Source organism: Desulfopila sp. IMCC35008 (assembly GCF_010646885.2).
Classification (GTDB): domain Bacteria; phylum Desulfobacterota; class Desulfobulbia; order Desulfobulbales; family Desulfocapsaceae; genus Desulfopila.
On sequence record NZ_CP050700.1, the window covers coordinates 910,688 to 926,763 of the forward strand.

The 16,076-nt window shown below is 47.9% G+C and carries 13 protein-coding genes; 11 read left to right on the forward strand and 2 right to left on the reverse strand.

What is annotated here, in order from left to right:
* Positions 1-33 precede the first annotated feature (33 nt).
* The 10 genes from GA520_RS04095 to GA520_RS04140 all read left to right on the forward strand — a co-directional run bounded on the left by GA520_RS04095 (position 34) and on the right by GA520_RS04140 (position 13,404).
* A complete protein-coding gene (locus GA520_RS04095; RefSeq protein ID WP_163337957.1) occupies positions 34-1,056 on the forward strand; it encodes a cell division protein FtsQ/DivIB in 1,023 nt (340 codons plus the stop codon).
* The gene (ftsA, locus tag GA520_RS04100; protein WP_163337956.1) at positions 1,056-2,318 is read left to right on the forward strand and encodes a cell division protein FtsA; all 1,263 of its coding nucleotides are present in this window, start codon (positions 1,056-1,058) and stop codon (positions 2,316-2,318) included. Before GA520_RS04095 ends, ftsA begins: the two co-directional genes overlap by 1 nt.
* A gap of 116 nt (positions 2,319-2,434) precedes the next feature.
* Positions 2,435-3,685 (forward strand): cell division protein FtsZ, encoded by a 1,251-nt coding sequence (gene ftsZ, locus GA520_RS04105; protein WP_163337955.1) that lies wholly within the window; start codon positions 2,435-2,437, stop codon positions 3,683-3,685.
* 140 nt (positions 3,686-3,825) lie between these two features.
* On the forward strand, positions 3,826-5,508 hold the full coding sequence (locus GA520_RS04110) for a radical SAM protein (protein WP_240910129.1): 1,683 nt from the start codon (positions 3,826-3,828) through the stop codon (positions 5,506-5,508).
* Positions 5,501-6,946 carry a nitrogen regulation protein NR(II) gene (locus tag GA520_RS04115; RefSeq protein WP_163337954.1) on the forward strand — a complete coding sequence of 482 codons (1,446 nt, stop codon included), beginning with the start codon at positions 5,501-5,503 and terminating at the stop codon, positions 6,944-6,946. Before GA520_RS04110 ends, GA520_RS04115 begins: the two co-directional genes overlap by 8 nt.
* On the forward strand, positions 6,876-7,553 hold the full coding sequence (locus tag GA520_RS04120; RefSeq protein WP_163337953.1) for an ATP-binding cassette domain-containing protein: 678 nt from the start codon (positions 6,876-6,878) through the stop codon (positions 7,551-7,553). The genes GA520_RS04115 and GA520_RS04120 overlap by 71 nt, the downstream gene beginning before the upstream one ends.
* Positions 7,553-8,347, forward strand: coding sequence for an iron export ABC transporter permease subunit FetB (gene fetB, locus GA520_RS04125; protein ID WP_163337952.1), 795 nt, complete (start codon positions 7,553-7,555; stop codon positions 8,345-8,347). The genes GA520_RS04120 and fetB overlap by 1 nt, the downstream gene beginning before the upstream one ends.
* Positions 8,348-8,719: 372 nt before the next feature.
* Complete coding sequence (locus GA520_RS04130; protein WP_163337951.1) at positions 8,720-9,580, forward strand: M48 family metalloprotease; 861 nt, start codon at positions 8,720-8,722, stop codon at positions 9,578-9,580.
* Positions 9,581-9,786: 206 nt separating this feature from the next.
* Complete coding sequence (locus tag GA520_RS04135; protein WP_163337950.1) at positions 9,787-11,505, forward strand: FAD-dependent oxidoreductase; 1,719 nt, start codon at positions 9,787-9,789, stop codon at positions 11,503-11,505.
* A gap of 279 nt (positions 11,506-11,784) precedes the next feature.
* Entirely contained in the window at positions 11,785-13,404 is a 1,620-nt protein-coding gene (locus GA520_RS04140; protein WP_163337949.1) for a response regulator, read from the forward strand.
* On the opposite strand, the gene GA520_RS04145 is transcribed toward GA520_RS04140, so the two are convergent.
* The gene (locus tag GA520_RS04145; RefSeq protein ID WP_163337948.1) at positions 13,373-14,248 is read right to left on the reverse strand and encodes a histidinol-phosphatase; all 876 of its coding nucleotides are present in this window, start codon (positions 14,246-14,248) and stop codon (positions 13,373-13,375) included. The two genes, GA520_RS04140 and GA520_RS04145, sit on opposite strands and share 32 nt — an antisense overlap.
* The gene (locus tag GA520_RS04150; RefSeq protein WP_163337947.1) at positions 14,241-14,435 is read right to left on the reverse strand and encodes a hypothetical protein; all 195 of its coding nucleotides are present in this window, start codon (positions 14,433-14,435) and stop codon (positions 14,241-14,243) included. The genes GA520_RS04145 and GA520_RS04150 overlap by 8 nt, the downstream gene beginning before the upstream one ends.
* Positions 14,436-14,855: 420 nt before the next feature.
* Between GA520_RS04150 and GA520_RS04155 the strand changes: the two genes are divergently transcribed.
* A complete protein-coding gene (locus tag GA520_RS04155) occupies positions 14,856-15,824 on the forward strand; it encodes a YkgJ family cysteine cluster protein (protein WP_163337946.1) in 969 nt (322 codons plus the stop codon).
* The last annotated feature ends 252 nt before the right edge of the window (positions 15,825-16,076 follow it).

The following is a 16,076-nucleotide window of genomic DNA, read 5'->3' on the forward strand; positions in this document are numbered from 1 at the left end:
CGGGCATTGCGGGGAATCGTAAGAAAACAGGTCATGAAGAATAAATTGGCGACAGATATCCGAAAAAATCTCCAGGTGCTGATAATGAGCCTGAGGGGAAAAGGGAAGGATACGTCCAGCAACAGTGAGTTGCCGAAGTCGGCCTATTGTTATGACCAGCAACCAGTCGGAAAAAGAACAAGGTTTTCCCTTGAAGCCTTACGTAACCGTATAACGCAGAAGAGAAGGTTAAGAAAAGAAAGTTTTGCATCACCGGCCCGGGGCAAGGAAGTAAAAAAGAAAATTAGACCCTATGCTGCAATATGTCTAGTACTTCTACTGTTCCTTGCCTGCAACGGTCCTTCTCGGGTCGGGTATCTGTTGAAGGATATTTCAAAATTCAAGGTGCGAAGGCTGGTTATCGAGGGGGGCAGTGCTGTAACCGTCAAGCGCATAAAGGAATTAAGTGGTATCACCCTGTATAAAACCAGCTTGCTCGAACTCGATATTCAAAAAATCTCGAAAAGGCTGGAACAGGAACCCTGGGTGAAAAGTGCCGAGGTAAGCAGGGATTGGCCGTCCGGTGTAGTTGTCGATGTGACGGAATACAAGCCTGTTGCCCTGGTAAATGTGAGTACGGAAGATAATCCGCAGCTCTATTATATTGATAAAAAGGGCAACACCTTTCTGAGAATAGATCCGGGACAGGATGTGGATTACCCGGTTATAACCGGGCTGGATATGGTAACGGACAAAAAGAAACGGCAAGAGATATTTTCGGATATCATGACATTCCTGGTCAGGGCACGCAGGAACAACCCCAATCTGCCAGCTCAATCCGTTTCTGAATTGCATATAAACAGACAGGAAGAGATGGTACTGTATCTTGTGGATCACCCTTTCCCTATTTTTTTCGGGAAAGGTAATATTGAAATCAAGTTTTATAGGCTGTTGCGGGTAATGGAATCTCTGTACAGAGAGAAAAAGAGCAGTCTGCAGTTGGCCGGAGTACAGTATATAAGGATGGATTATTTTAACGATAAGGTGCTTGTGGCACAGAGTGATCGGGTTAAGTAATGGATGAGAACAACGAAATTGAACCGGTTATGGCTGATCGTGACGATGAGCGGGAGTATGGTGAACTTGTCGTCGGTCTGGACATCGGTACTACGAAGATCTGTTGTACCGTCGGTGAGGTTTTTGACGACCGTGTCGATGTTATAGGTACCGGTACTGTCCCATCCCAGGGGGTCCGAAAGGGTGTGGTTGTCAATATAGAGAGCACGGTCAACTCTATTAAGCAAGCCATACGTCTGGCTGAGGAAGATGCTGACTGTGATCTCAGTTCAACCTATGTGTATGTCGGGATTGCCGGGAATCACATCAAGGGATTTAACAGTCCAGGTATTGTCGCGGTAAATAACAGGGAAATCAAACAGTCAGATATTGATGATGTCATTACTGCAGCCAGGACCGTGAAGATTTCGGAAAATCAACGGGTAATCCATGTTATGCCGCAGGAATACATGGTGGATGACCATACCGGCATCCAGAACCCGGTGGGTATGACAGGGGTCCGCCTGGTGACAAACGTGCATATTGTTACCGCCGATATCGGTGCTGTCCACAACTTGGTCACCTGCTGCAACAAGGCGGGGCTTGAGGTAGCAGAGTTGGTACTTGAATCCATAGCTTCGGCCAATGCCGTACTCAGTTCAGATGAGATGGAATTAGGTGTTGCCTTGGTGGATATCGGCGGTGGTACTACCGATATGGCTGTTTTTTGTGATGGCACTATTCGGCATACACGTGAAATTGCACTAGGCGGGCACAACCTGACCAATGATCTTTCAGTTGGACTCCGTACTCCGTTGCAGGAGGCGGAACGATTAAAGGAGGATTATGGCGGAGCTATTGCGTCCATAATCAAACCGAACCTGGTGGTCGATGTACCGACTGTCGGGGATCGGGAGCCACGCAAAGTGACCCAGAAAGTGCTGGTGGATATCCTTGAAGCCAGGATGATAGAGATCCTGGAGATGATAGACAGGGAACTGGTGGCAAGCGGACAGAAGAATAAGATCAACGGAGGCGTGGTTATTACCGGTGGAACAGCCCTGCTGGCAAACCTTGTTGACCTTGCGGAACAGATATTCGATCTGCCTGTCCGAATCGGTTATCCGGCTGGAGTCGGAGGAAAAGTTGAAGATATACACAGTCCCCGTTGTACAACGGCGGTCGGTTTGGTGATGTTTGGCAGGGACAAAGTCCGTGGAAGCCAAAATCGTGAACCATCTGCAATAGATAAGCTCAAGGGATGGGTCAGGAAAATAATGTAGGAAGTTTGATTTTTTTGTTTATGGGACAGGGTGCAGATGATATATTTGCACTACTTATACGTTATGCATGTCACGGCTTATCAGGTGACTTCTTAATATAGATTTGGGAGAAGCATATGCCTTTCAGAATGGCGGAATCAGAGGGTGTTGCGGTTGTAAAGGTAATAGGCGTCGGTGGCGGTGGCGGAAATGCCATAAACACCATGATTACCGACAAACTACAAGGTGTAGAGTTCATTGCAGCCAATACCGATAAGCAGGCATTATTGCAGTCTAAAGCCGATATATGTCTCCAGCTTGGCATGAATGTTACCAAGGGCCTGGGGGCCGGTGCTGATCCTGAGACCGGGGAACAATCCGCAATTGAATCCATGGAGGAGATCAAAGAGACCCTGAAGGGTGCTGACATGGTTTTTGTAACTGCGGGTTTAGGTGGAGGAACGGGGACAGGAGCGGCGCCTGTAGTAGCCAAGATCAGCAAGGAACTTGGAGCTCTCACCGTGGCGGTTGTGACCAAACCTTTCAGTTTTGAAGGGAAGTTTCGAGCACGAAACTGTGAGTATGGGTGGTCTGAACTGCATAAATATGCGGATACGATTATCACCGTTCCAAACGACAGGCTGTTATCGCTGATGCAGAAAAACAGCAAGCTTTCCGATATGCTGTCCATGGCCGATAATGTCCTTCTGCAGGCAGTTAAGGGCATTACCGACCTGATAAACGTACCGGGACTTATCAATGCAGACTTTGCCGATCTTCGCACCGTAATGAAAGAGGTTGGACCGGCGATTATGGGGTCAGGTTCGGCAGTCGGGGAAAACCGTGCTCTCGAAGCCGCGCGCCGGGCGATTGACAACCAGTTGCTTGAGGATTTTGGTATCGACGGTGCACGTGGGTTGCTCATCAATATTTCAGCATCTGAAGAGACCTTCGCCATGTCAGAGTTCATGGAGGCTTCCACCCTGATTCAGGAACGGGTCGACGAAGATGCCAAGGTTGTTATTGGTGCCTTGTATGACGACTCTCTTGAGGATGAAATGCATGTTACGGTGATTGCTACCGGTGTCGGGGATATGGCTGAAAAAAAAGAGACCATAGCCCAGGTTAACGATCTTCACAGAAAAAAAGCAAACACCCAGCCGGCCAGAACTCCGGATCCGCGTGAAAGGGACATGGAACCGCTGAATACCATCAGTGCACCGGTCAATACCCAGTCTAAGGTTGCCCGTCTTCCCGGCTCAAATTTTGAAACTATTGAGCATCTTTCCAGCAATAACGGAGGGGACAGTGAACGCAGGCGGGATCTGCCGGTATGGCATGAAGATCATCTGGAGACTCCTGCCTACCTGCGCAAAAAAGCAAACTGATACGGATCGTATCCATTATCCTCTGAAGGTGTCCTATCAGGAAACAAGGCAGGAAAGGCGACGGCCACACTGGTAAAAGGGAGAAGCAGTCGGAACGGGAGAAGGGCAGTTTCCTGAAAAAATGGACTGGCCGCGTTCCGGTGGCGCTGCTCTATCCCAATACCTATAGTGTCGGGATGTCAAGCCTGGGGTTCCAGCTGGTTTACGAAATGCTGGGGCGTCAGGATGAGCTTGTCTGCGAGCGTTTCTTCCTTCCCGAACCGTCCTCCTCATTTCGTTCGGTTGAATCTTCAAGCCCGCTTTCTTCCTTCCCCATTGTTTTCATTTCCATAAGTTTTGAACACGATTACCTGCACCTGGTTCAACTGTTGCAGCTTGCTAACATCCCTGTTTTTGCAGAGGACAGAGGGGATGTGATTTCGGCTGAAAACCCACTGGTTGTTTGTGGTGGTGTGGCAACAGCGATGAATCCTGAGCCACTTGCTCCTTTTGTCGATCTCTTCATTATAGGTGAGGCCGAACCACTACTCGAAAAGGTTGCTACCACGATTGCTGACCGTTTTAAGAGTGAAGGCAGGACGTCTCTTCTGGGGTCGCTTTGCAAGCAGTACTGCAGTTGTTACGCTCCACGTTTTTATAGCCCTGTTTATGATGAAAAGGGAGATTTTAATGGCTACACGGTTGAGCCGGGTTTTCGCCCGAGGATTACCCGGGAGTATCTAGAGACAACGACTGTTGCTTCCCATTCAGTACTCAGCAGTCCTGATATCGAATTTTCAGATATGCACCTGACGGAACTTGGACGTGGTTGCTCGCGGGGGTGTCGGTTCTGTGCCGCAGGTTTTATCTATAGACCTCCACGTTTATGGGATGGAGATGCGATTGTTGAGGGCATTCGCCAGCGGCATGAAGGAATAGGTAAGGTGGGACTGCTCGGTATGGAAATGGCCGAAATGGAATCACTCAACATGATCAGTGATTATTTGCAGGAGAGCGGTTGTGCACTCTCTTTTTCCTCTTTGCGCGCTGACCGGCTGAGTGAGCCTCTTCTCAACCTCCTCGAAGTGAGTAATCTGAAAAGTGTTGCCATCGCCCCTGACGGTTCATCTGAAAGGCTGCGTTCTGTGATAAATAAGGGGCTATCTGAGAAGGATCTCCTGAACGGGGCAATACAGCTTGTCGAGGGTGAAATCTACAAACTCAAGCTGTATCTCATGATTGGTTTGCCATCTGAAACAGATGAAGATCTGCTGGAAGGTGTCCGGTTTATTAAAAAGATGAAGCAAACTATAGATCTCATAGGGAAAAAGCGGGGCCGGCTCACTGAGATTATGGTTTCTGTAAACTGTTTTGCACCAAAACCCTGGACACCGTTCCAGTATCATCCATTTGGTATGAGTGATTCCCTCCATCCTGATGAATACGGGGATGCATTTAAATCGGTGTCGGAGCTCAAACGTCGACAGAAACTACTCAAGAAAGGACTCATGGCCACCGCCAATGTACACATACAGTTCGATAAACCCGATAATGTATTGTTTCAGGCAGTGTTGGCCAGGGGGGATCGTCGACTCGCACAGGTCCTGGAATATATGGCATCAAGCGGAAAAAACTGGAAAGCTGCCATGAAAGAATTTGATCTGCGGCCTGAACAGTTTACTCATAAAGGGTGTGATGCAGGGACCCCTTTTCCGTGGGAGATTATTGATCACGGGATTAATTCTTCCTATTTATGGAAAGAATATCAGCGTGCTTTTGAAGAGCGGTTGACACCATCGTGTGATACGTCAGTCTGCAGAAGATGCGGAGTCTGCAATGATTGAATCCGAGAAGGAGAAGCAGGCCAAGGAGAATGATGGTGGCTTGCAACCGTTCAAGCTCGTTAAGTATTTCACCTTTTCCAGTCTTGCCGTAATGCTGGTTTTTGCCTTACTGCTCTCCTGGATAATTTCAAACAATGCCAGAAAGGTTATGCTTAATCAGAGTGAGGAGTATTCTCTGGTCCTTGCCGAAACACTTAACCAGCAGGTCTTTCGCCGTTTCGTTCTGCCAACCGTCGTCCGTTATGGCAATATAGCACTGAGTAATCCGGAACAGTTCGACGCCCTTGATAAAATAGTCAGCTCAATTATCCAGGGTATGAAAATCAAGACGGTTACGATCTATGACTCCCAGGTCAATATAACCTCCTATTCAACTGATCTCAAACTGGTCGGGAAAGAGGGGCTTGGAGGTCCCGAATATCATCGTAGCCTGCAGGGGGAATCGAATTCGCTACTGACCAGTACGGGAACAATATTTAATCTTGTACCAGGTTCCACCCCGCCCAGTTGTGAACTGCAGACTTTCATTCCTTTCAGGCAGGTGCGCCAGGGGGGAGAGAGTAGCGATGTCATTATGGGGGTGATTGAAATTACAAAGGATCTTTCGCGGGAATATACCAATATCATCCGTTTACAGTCGAGCATCATCGGTATATCGGTAACGGTGATGATGATCCTGTTTCTGATTCTGCGATCAATCGTCAGCAGGGCCGATAATATCATGGAGAGGAGAAACGAGGAGCGGCTTCGCCTCAAAGAAAAACTGAACCAGGCAGAGCGCCTTGCCCATCTTGGGACCATGGTTGCAACCGTTTCGCATGAGATCAAGAGCCCGCTCGGTATTGTCCGAAGTACGGGTGAGATTCTTGAAAAGAGAATAAAAAAGGTCGCGCCCGGTAATGAACATCTGGCCCGTATCATTGTAGAAGAGACCGGCAGGCTCAACGATATCGTTATTGAATTTCTCGATTTTGCCCGTCCGCAGGAGCCCAGACCGGAAATCACCAATGTAAATGGGGTGCTGGAAAAGGCTGTCAATTTTATCTCCCCGAAATTATCAGAACAGGACATAAAGCTGAACCTGTCCCTGGACCAGAACCTGCCGTCGGGCAATATCGATGTAAATCTTTTTTACAGGGCTCTCTTAAATATTCTTGTCAATGGGATGCAGGCCATGGGGGAGGGGGGGCAACTTGATGTCTCTACCAGGCGAGCGGATGACGGCTGGATAGTGATTGCCATTGGTGATAATGGTTGCGGTATGTCTGAGGAAAAATTAGCCAGGATTTTTCAGCCATTTTTCACGGATAAACATAAGGGGACGGGGCTTGGCCTGGCAATAACGAAGAACATAATAGAAAGCCATAATGGCGATATACACGTTACCAGTGAACCTGATAGTGGAACAACCTTTACCATACTGCTCCCCGCCGTCTAACCGCCCACGACTGGAGGTTGTCGATGTCGCTTTTCTGCAAAACGGTCCTTACAGGTTTAGTGCGACAGGGGGCGAATGTATCGGCTTAAGCGGTGACTCCGGAGTTGGGAAAACACTGTTGCTGAAGGCTGTTTGTGATCTGATACCGCATTGGGGCCGTGTTTTGCTCGACGGGGTTTCAAGTGAGGCTATGAGTGCACCGGTATGGCGCAGAAGGGTATGCATGGTGCCTGCCGACCCGGCCTGGTGGCATGATCGGGTGGGAGATCATTTTATTACCCCCTCTGGAGTGGTGAATCTGTTTCCTGAAGTGCTTGAACAACTCGGTTTTACAACGGAAGTGCTGGAATGGGAGGTGCGTCGTTTGTCTACCGGCGAGCGGCAACGTCTGGGGTTGGCCAGGGCTCTGTTGCTCCAGCCTGAGGTTCTGCTTCTGGATGAACCGACATCCGGACTCGACGACTATAACCGTGGCCAGGTTGAAACACTGATTGGTTCCCTGCAGAGAACGAGAAATGTAGTGGTCGTCTGGGTAGGACATGATTATGCGCAGCTGGAGAGGGTAGCTCAAAGAATCCTGAAAGTAAAAAAGGCAGGACTTGAGTAATGAACGTGATAGAACTTTCAGCAGTTGATCTCGGCATAGCTGCTCTGCTTGTCGTCGTCTTGGCAGCTACCAGTATGGTGATGAGCCTGGGCGTTGAAAAAAAGATCCTGCTGTATAGCTGCAGGATGACGGCTCAATTGCTTCTTGTTGGCCTGATACTTCGTTACCTGTTCAGCAATGCCAGTGGCTGGCTTGTGATACTCATGTCGTTGGTGATGTTGGCAGCTGCGGGCCGTGAGGTTCAAGCGAGACAAAAAAGAAAGGTGCGGGGCTGGAACGGATATATGATCGGCACCTCCGCCATGTTCATCTCATCTTTTTCAATTGCTCTCTTGGCCCTTACCGTAATTATCCAGGTCAAGCCTTGGTATACACCGCAATATGCGGTCCCGCTCCTGGGTATGTTGCTTGGCAATACCATGACAGGGGTGTCCCTTTCCATCGACATGCTCGTATCACAGCTCTACGAAAAACATACCATTGTTGAGCAGAGGCTGATGCTGGGGCAGGAGTGGCAAGAGGCCAGCTCAGATATTCGCAGGGATGCAATGCGCAACGGTATGATGCCAATCGTCAACTCAATGGCTGCTGCCGGACTTGTAAGTCTACCGGGCATGATGACCGGCCAGATTCTTGGCGGAACACCACCGGTAGAGGCAGTCAAGTACCAGATACTTATTATGTTCCTTATTGCAGCCGGAACAGGATTCGGGGTGATTACCGCGATTGGCTTGACGGCAAGGCACCTCTTTGACAAACGGCACCGTTTGCGACTCGAGCTCATATCTCAATGAGCGGGTGACGCTCCCGTATCCACTATAAAGTGGACAATTCACTCTGTTTTATCTTCGCTTCCGAGGTAATGGCAGCAACTGATAAGCTTGTTTCTCATTTCATTGTCAGGCTTTTCGGTCGCCAGGAACCATCTCCACACGTTTATTAATGATGCAATAAACAGAAGATATGATAAAAGTTTGAACCCTGTGGTTCGAAAAAAAAAGGCGGCTGCGAGGAGTAAAAGCAGTATGGTGATTATCCTGAAACGTGGTTTGTCAAACATCTAAAAACCTTTTGTTGGCCGGACAATTGGATGAATGTATAGTGTCTTATTTAAAGTATATCATTTTCGTGACAAGCATTAAACCAGGAATATAAAGGTTGGGACAATGTTTCGTTATGTAGTGTTCTTGTTCACAGCTTTGCTGGTCTGTTCATGTGAGGATACCAATATTGGTATTATGGCAGGGGCGGCTTCCGATGCGGTAACCGCCGTTACCCTGGACGATGAGGATGTGTATAAAATAGCACAACGTGCTGCAGCTATTTCAGATAGCAAACACCGGGTGGCTCAAAGAGGGAGTGTTTATGATGCCCGTCTCCAGAAACTGGTTGCCAGGCATGCGGTACAGGATGGCAGGGCATTCAATTTCAAAGTGTACCTGACAGAGCAGGTAAACGCCTTTGCCATGGCAGATGGCACGGTTCGCGTTAACAGCGGCCTGATGGACTTGATGAACGACCAGGAGTTGCTGTTTGTTATCGGTCATGAGATGGGACATGTGGTGAAGACCCACTCTCGCCGAAAAGTGGTTGTGGCTTATGGATCGAGTGCCCTAAGAAAGGCTGTTGCCTCACAGGAAAATGAGATCGGTCAGCTAGCTCGTTCTGTGCTGGGTGATTTTGTCGAACAGTTGACGAATGCCCAGTTTTCTCAGCATGAGGAGCGGCAGGCCGATCTATATGGATTGAGATTCCTGGAAGAGGAGGGGTATGATAAAAGTGGTGCAGTTTCTGCCTTGGGGAAACTTGCCGATCTGGCACGTCAGCATACCTTCCTTTCCAGTCATCCCGACCCTGAGGAGAGGGCCGAACTTATGTTGAGCGGGGCTCTTGAAGACGGAGCGAAGGGCGATGAGGAACATTCTCTGTTAAGCAGCCTCTTCGGTTTTGTCAAAGATGTCGTGTTGTTCATTGTCGGGATGGTTGTCGGCTTGGTAAAATGGTTCTTTCACGTAATTACCGGTTGATCTGTAGATCTCATTAGTCTCTTCATTTTGCATTCTCGGTTGAGGCGGCAGCTGGTAGATGTGAGTGGGGCCATCCGCGAGATCCCTACGGTTTTACTCCAAATATTCTTGTCTTTTTTCGGTATTAATGTTCATATGTTTAAAATTTTGTCGTACCTGTTTTTCGTACTGTTGTCTTTTGTAAATACAAGTTAGCGGAGGGCGAAGTGAGTAAGCGTATAGTGATAATCGGTGGTGTGGCTGCGGGCCCTAAAACGGCAGTCAGGGCAAAACGGTTAATGCCGGATAGTGACGTAACGTTAGTCGATCAGGACAGCATGATATCCTATGGGGGTTGCGGAATTCCATATTACGTGTCCGGGGATGTTCCGGATGAGAAGGAACTGCGGTCCACCAGTTTTCATATGGTGCGGGATGCGACATTTTTTGAAAATGCAAAGGGGGTCAAAACCATTACCTCCACAAGGGCCCTCTCGATTGACAGGGAGAAAAAAACTGTTACCGTCGAGTATGTAAAAACCGGTGACAAGAGCGATCTTGAATATGACATCCTGATGCTTGCCACCGGTTCAGAGCCTGTAAGACTTCCTTTGCCGGGCGTCGACCTCGAAGGTGTCTATACCATCAGTGATTTGCATAAAGCTATTGAGATCAAGGATCGTATTGCCAAGGGTAAGGTCGGAAAGGCTGTTGTCGTCGGCGGAGGTGCCATTGGTCTCGAGATGGCAGAAGCACTTACCGATCTCTGGGGCGTTGAAACAAGCGTTGTAGAGTTTATGGACCAATTGCTGCCAAGTGCCGTCGGCTGGTCGATGGCTTCCATGCTCACAAAACATCTGCGAGATAATAATATTGAGGTCTTTCTGGGTGAAGCGGCGCAGGAGGTCCTGGGTGAGGATGGTAAAGTTGTCGGCCTCAAGACGGGTAAACGAACACTTGAGGCGGATCTTGTTATTCTGGCGGCAGGTGTCAGGCCACGCTCTCAACTTGCGGTTGAGGCGGGTCTGCAGGTTTCGAAAAATGGTGCAATTGTCGTCAACGAACGGATGCAGACCTCCGACCCTGCAATCTATGCTGCGGGAGACTGTGTTGAGATCATGCACCTTGTAACCGGAAAGCGTTTTTTCGCCCCATTTGGCAGCCTGGCAAACAAGGAAGGTCGTGTGGCTGCCAATAATATGGCAGGAATCCCAACGGTATTCAAGGGTGCTGTGGGCAGTTTTATCATGAAGGCCTTTGATATCTGTATTGGTGCCGTCGGTCTCAGTCTTGAACAGGCAAAGGCGGAAGGGTTCGATGCCGAGAGTTCCTATACCTCTCCTTCGGATCGGGCACATTTCTATCCTGGTCAGGCCGTTATGTGTCTTGAATTGGTCTTTGATAAAAGGACCAGAAGAGTTCTGGGAATGGAAGGTGTGGGTCCTATGAATGATGGGCTGTCGGCCAGGATTGATGCGGCCGCTGTTGCTATTTCTGATGGAGCGACAATCGATGAATTCTATAATATTGAGATGTGTTATGCGCCTCCGTTCTCTGCAGCTATTGATGCAATTAATGCTGCTGGATATGTGGCAGAAAACATCTGCGATGGAAGAATGAATCAGATCTCCCCACAGGAGTTCTGTCGTTGGATGGATGACCAGTCACTGTATCCTGACTGGCTGGTTCTGGATGTTCGTCACACCAAGGAGGCAGCACCGCTGGTTGAAAAATATCCAGAGAAATGGTTATCCATCCCCTATGATCAGGTGCGAGCACGACATGGTGAACTGACAACAGATAAGACTGTTATCGTCGTCTGTAACGCCGGATCAAGATCGTATGAGATCCAGCTTTTTATGGGAACAGTTGGAAAAGAAAATTATCTCGTACTCCCGGGTGGTTTAAATTTTATCCGTCGTGTCGGTGCTGATTGGTTGGAGTAACCCCTGATTTATCCGTATAGTGTATGCCTTGGCTCACTGGTCATCCGGTGATCACTTTTTGAAGCCTTCCCGACTATCATTTTTGTGTTATGCCGGGAAGGCTTTTTCATTTTTGCCTATTTTTCCCTCCTGTTAGACAACACTTGTTTCTTTGTGCTAGTATGTCATTATGGGGTTGCTATCGACTATTGGTTTTTCAGTACATATAGAGTAAGAATGATTATCAGAGCAGAATGTAAAATGGACGGATGAAGTATTTAAATTTTGAAGAGGTAATGCATGTCTGTGTTAAACGGCCAACATATGATTGAGGAAATTCAAGCAAATGTACAAACTGGCGACAGTATGAAGGCCAGACTGGTATTGTCGCACATTGAAGATATAGACCCAAAGACGCGTAACAGGTTACTCTATGAGTTATCCCGTGCTGATGTCGATTTTTCTGTGCCATTGTTGATTTACCTGTTGACGGAGAAGGTTGAGATTGCCGATGAAATGCCTATTATCAGGGATACCCTGTTATCAAGTCTCATGGCATTTCCTGAGAAATTGCCGGAATTTCTGGTCAGCGAAGAGATTGATAACAGGATTGAGCTGATTCGAGCCGTTGGTGAACTTCAGTGTACGGAAGCCACCGCGACTCTTTTAGAAATCGCCGGAGCAACCGATGATGATTCGGAGATTTTACTCATCATCGAAACGTTTGGGATACTGGGAGATCCGCTGGCTGTAAATTTCCTTACCGATTATCTCTATTCTGCAAATCGTGACATGATTATGGCGGCTGTGCACTCACTTGGGCAGGTCGGCACACCGACAGCCATGCATCGGCTGGCAGAAAGGATGGGGACTGATAACGAAATCGATTTCATGATTCTCTCTATCTTTTCCACAGTTCAGGATCAGGTGTCCCTGGAAAAGTTGAACGACACTCTCCGTTCCCATTATGCCCATATGAGAAGCTATGCCAAGAGGGAGCTGGTCAATATTGGTCCGAAGGCCGTACCTATACTTATTGCTAACCTGACCCACGACGATCCCGATTTTTTAATCCATACCTTAAACGTCCTTGGCGATATTGGTGATGAGTCAGCTATTGTCCCCATCCGTAAGCTTCTCGATACCATGCCAAGAAGTGCTAATGTCAGGTTTGCTGCATATGAGGCGCTTGCATTGCTGCCTTTGAAAAAAGGTGCCTATACTTTGACAGCCGGATTAAACGATCCCGAGGATCATGTCTGTGTGGCGGCGGCGCGGGCAATAGATCGAAATTTTTCATCCATTCTGGGAGTCGGTATCAGGAACCTGTTGCAGGGACCGGATGAAGACGCCAGACATATCGTGAAGATCCTGGTCAACACTCAGGTGGACCAGGTATTCCTCAGCCTGGCTGGTGATGAGAAATTCCAGGAGTTGGCCCTCTATTACCTGCCGCATACCCACAAGGATATTCGCGAGCATTACCATGACCTGCTGGTTGAGAACGGCAAGGCGGATTTCGCCGCACGTATTGAAGGTGGAGAAGAAAAGGCTGAACGGCTGAAGGTTGTCGCGGTGGATGACTCACGCATGATTCTTAACATATACAAGGCAACCCTGCATGAGTTGGGATATGATCCTGTACTCTTTGAGTTTCCCGCTTCAGCGCTTGAGTGGCTCAAGGATGAAAAACCACTCATGGTGCTGACCGACCTGAATATGCCGGAAATAACTGGTGTACAAATGACCAGGCAGATACGGGACTCCTATCCGCTTGAGGAGTTGCCGATAATTATGGTAACAACCCAGAACGAGGCTAAAGACAATGATGCAGCCTATGAAGCTGGTGTCAATTCCATATTGCACAAGCCGTTTAACGCAGCCTCGCTCAAGAAGGCAATGTCTGAAATACTGAATTGATGTAGTCCGGTACTTCGTCAAAGTGTCTGCCCACCTGTTCTGGCGAATGGGCGTCGGAGCCGAGTGTCAAGGGAATATTCATTTCCAGGACGATGGCGAGAATGGCGCGGGCGGGGAAAGGCATGTTGCGAAAAGGGAAACCAGAGGTGTTGATCTCAACCGCCATTTCTTTTTCTTTTACAGCTCCCAGCAATTTTCTAATCTTTGTTTCATGTACTGGCAGGTATTCAGTTTCCGGCAGGTGACGAAGGGCCGCATCCAGGTGGCAGAGAGTTGTGCCCGGCAGGGTTTGGACAGCTTCTGTGAGATCATCAAAATAGTCGTTTAGAATCTTTCTGGTACCCACAGCCCTTGCCAGAGGGAAATTGGCAGGATTCCGACTTAACAGATTAATGTGCGTGCCCTCCTGGTCGTAACGCAGGTAGTGGCAGGAGATACCGACCCTGTCCCACTTCCTTGCTGCCAGCCTTTCCTGAATGTCTTCTTTGCACTCCCTGTTATAACCGAGTTCTACACCGAGCCCGAGATGGATACGCCCAGCGTATTTTTTCTTTAGTCTTTCACCCTCTTTGAAATAATAGTCGAAATCCTCTTCAGTCAGCCAGGCCGGCTCCAGGTAATTTATACCTGTTTCCATATGTTCGAGAAAAATCAGTTCCTGAAGTCCACAAGCTATTGCACTTTGGACATACTCCTCCATTTCACCTGTGGCGTGATGGCAGAGCCGGGTGTGAACATGGCCGTCACAATAGGTGTTTATATGCCTTTGTGTGGTCCTCACTGGAGGGGTTTTTAAGGTGTTTTGTGGGGGTGAGGGGAATGATCCGGTGTCAGTATCAGGCATTTCCCCGTGGAAAGAAATGGACGACTCCGTCGATATCAGAGGTATCGCAGACGTGCCCCTGTTCAAGTTCGAGGTCGATGTATTCTTCGATACCCTCGACCTGTACGGTGAGGGCAGGACCACCCGGCAGGTGGTATATAACGGTACTGGCTGAAGAAAGATCGACAGGTGTTAAAAAAATCTTCATGAAAATAAACTACCTCAAGGTAAAAATACAGCTGGATTCCTGAAAACCTGGTCTCTCACTTTCCTGTAAAAATAGGTAAATAACGAGCGAAAAGAAAGTAGTTCCGGGATTGTTGATTCAAAACGTCGATCAAGACATATGTCCCGTTTCTCGGGGTTCAGGCGAAAAGATATGCTCCATAGCAACTTCATCACTCATATACGAATATTCGGGTAAAACTGCAAGGCGAATCAACCATAGTTGAAACAATAGCCGTCACTTTGTCATACACAGAGATATTTCTTCCACTATAACGATGTGGTAGCGTGCTTTTTCTGAAATGCATTTGACAGTGCAGGAGTGGAGGTTTAATATACGTGTTTGCTGTCAGTTTTTCGGCACCTTTGCAATCAAGTAATCTTTTACATATAAGGTGGAGCAATGAGTGAAAATCAAGATCAGATGAGCGCCAAGGAGAAAACTCTCTTTGGTAAGGAAAAAAATCCATCCAGCATTATGCCTAAAAAGTTGACACTGGACAGCATGATCCAGTTCCGCTGTCATCCAGGTGTTAGCTGCTTTACGGCTTGTTGCGGTGGAATCAAGATTGTATTGACCCCCTATGATATCCTGGTGCTGTCAAAGAGACTGGGAATCGAAGCACATGAGTTTCTGCATCAGTATACCACTCCGACCTATCTCGAAAAAACGGATATGCCCGGGGTCATGATCAAGATGCGTGAGGAGGATAACAAGTGCCCGTTTGTCACCCCGGATGGTTGTACTGTCTACAGTGATCGACCTTCTGCTTGTCGTTATTACCCGGTTGGTATGGCAGACTTTCATGAAGGTGGAACAAAAGATGCCAGTGGTAATGAGGTTCATGGTGCCGATGATAAATTCTTCTTTGTGGTCAAGGAAGACTATTGCAAGGGGCATGAGGAAGACAAGACTTGGACAGTAAAGGAGTGGCGTGAAGATCAGGGCATTGATGTACGTGACGAAATGAACCGGGAATGGCTGCGCCTGGTTATGCGTCGTAAATCCCATGGCCATCAGGCTACGCTTTCCGAACAGGGGAAGCGCATGTTTTTTATGGCCTCAACCGACCTTCAGCATTTCAAACGCTTTATCTTTGAGAGTTCTTTCCTTGACACCTATGTCGTCGATGAAGAAACGATACAGAAAATAAAAGAAGATGATGTTGAGTTGATGCATTTCTCGTTCAAATATCTCGCTTCGAGTCTCTTTGGCGTACAGTTTCCGGAACTACAGATCAAGGAAGAAAAGATCAAGGCCAAGGTCTCTGAGATGAAGACAAAGCAGGATGATTCAGTCCTGCAGGCGATTCGTCAGTATGAAGATTTAAAGGCGGATATCGACTCTATGAAGCCGGAGAACAAGAAGTAGTCTTCCTGTTCAGCTAACCCGAATTTCTAAGGAATAAGGTGTCTATTTGGTTTTGAAACAGCTCAATAGAAGGCATCAGGCATTTCAGGGACGATTACCGAATCGTACAAAATGTTCACCAAAGGTTGGCGTATAAGGTACCGATTTATCTAGTGTTTGTAGTGATGTATGTAGTCTGCTATGATATGCTGCTAAAAACCTCGAGGTCGGTATCGTCTTAACTGATGAGAATTTCGGGCTGCAAAAAATAAA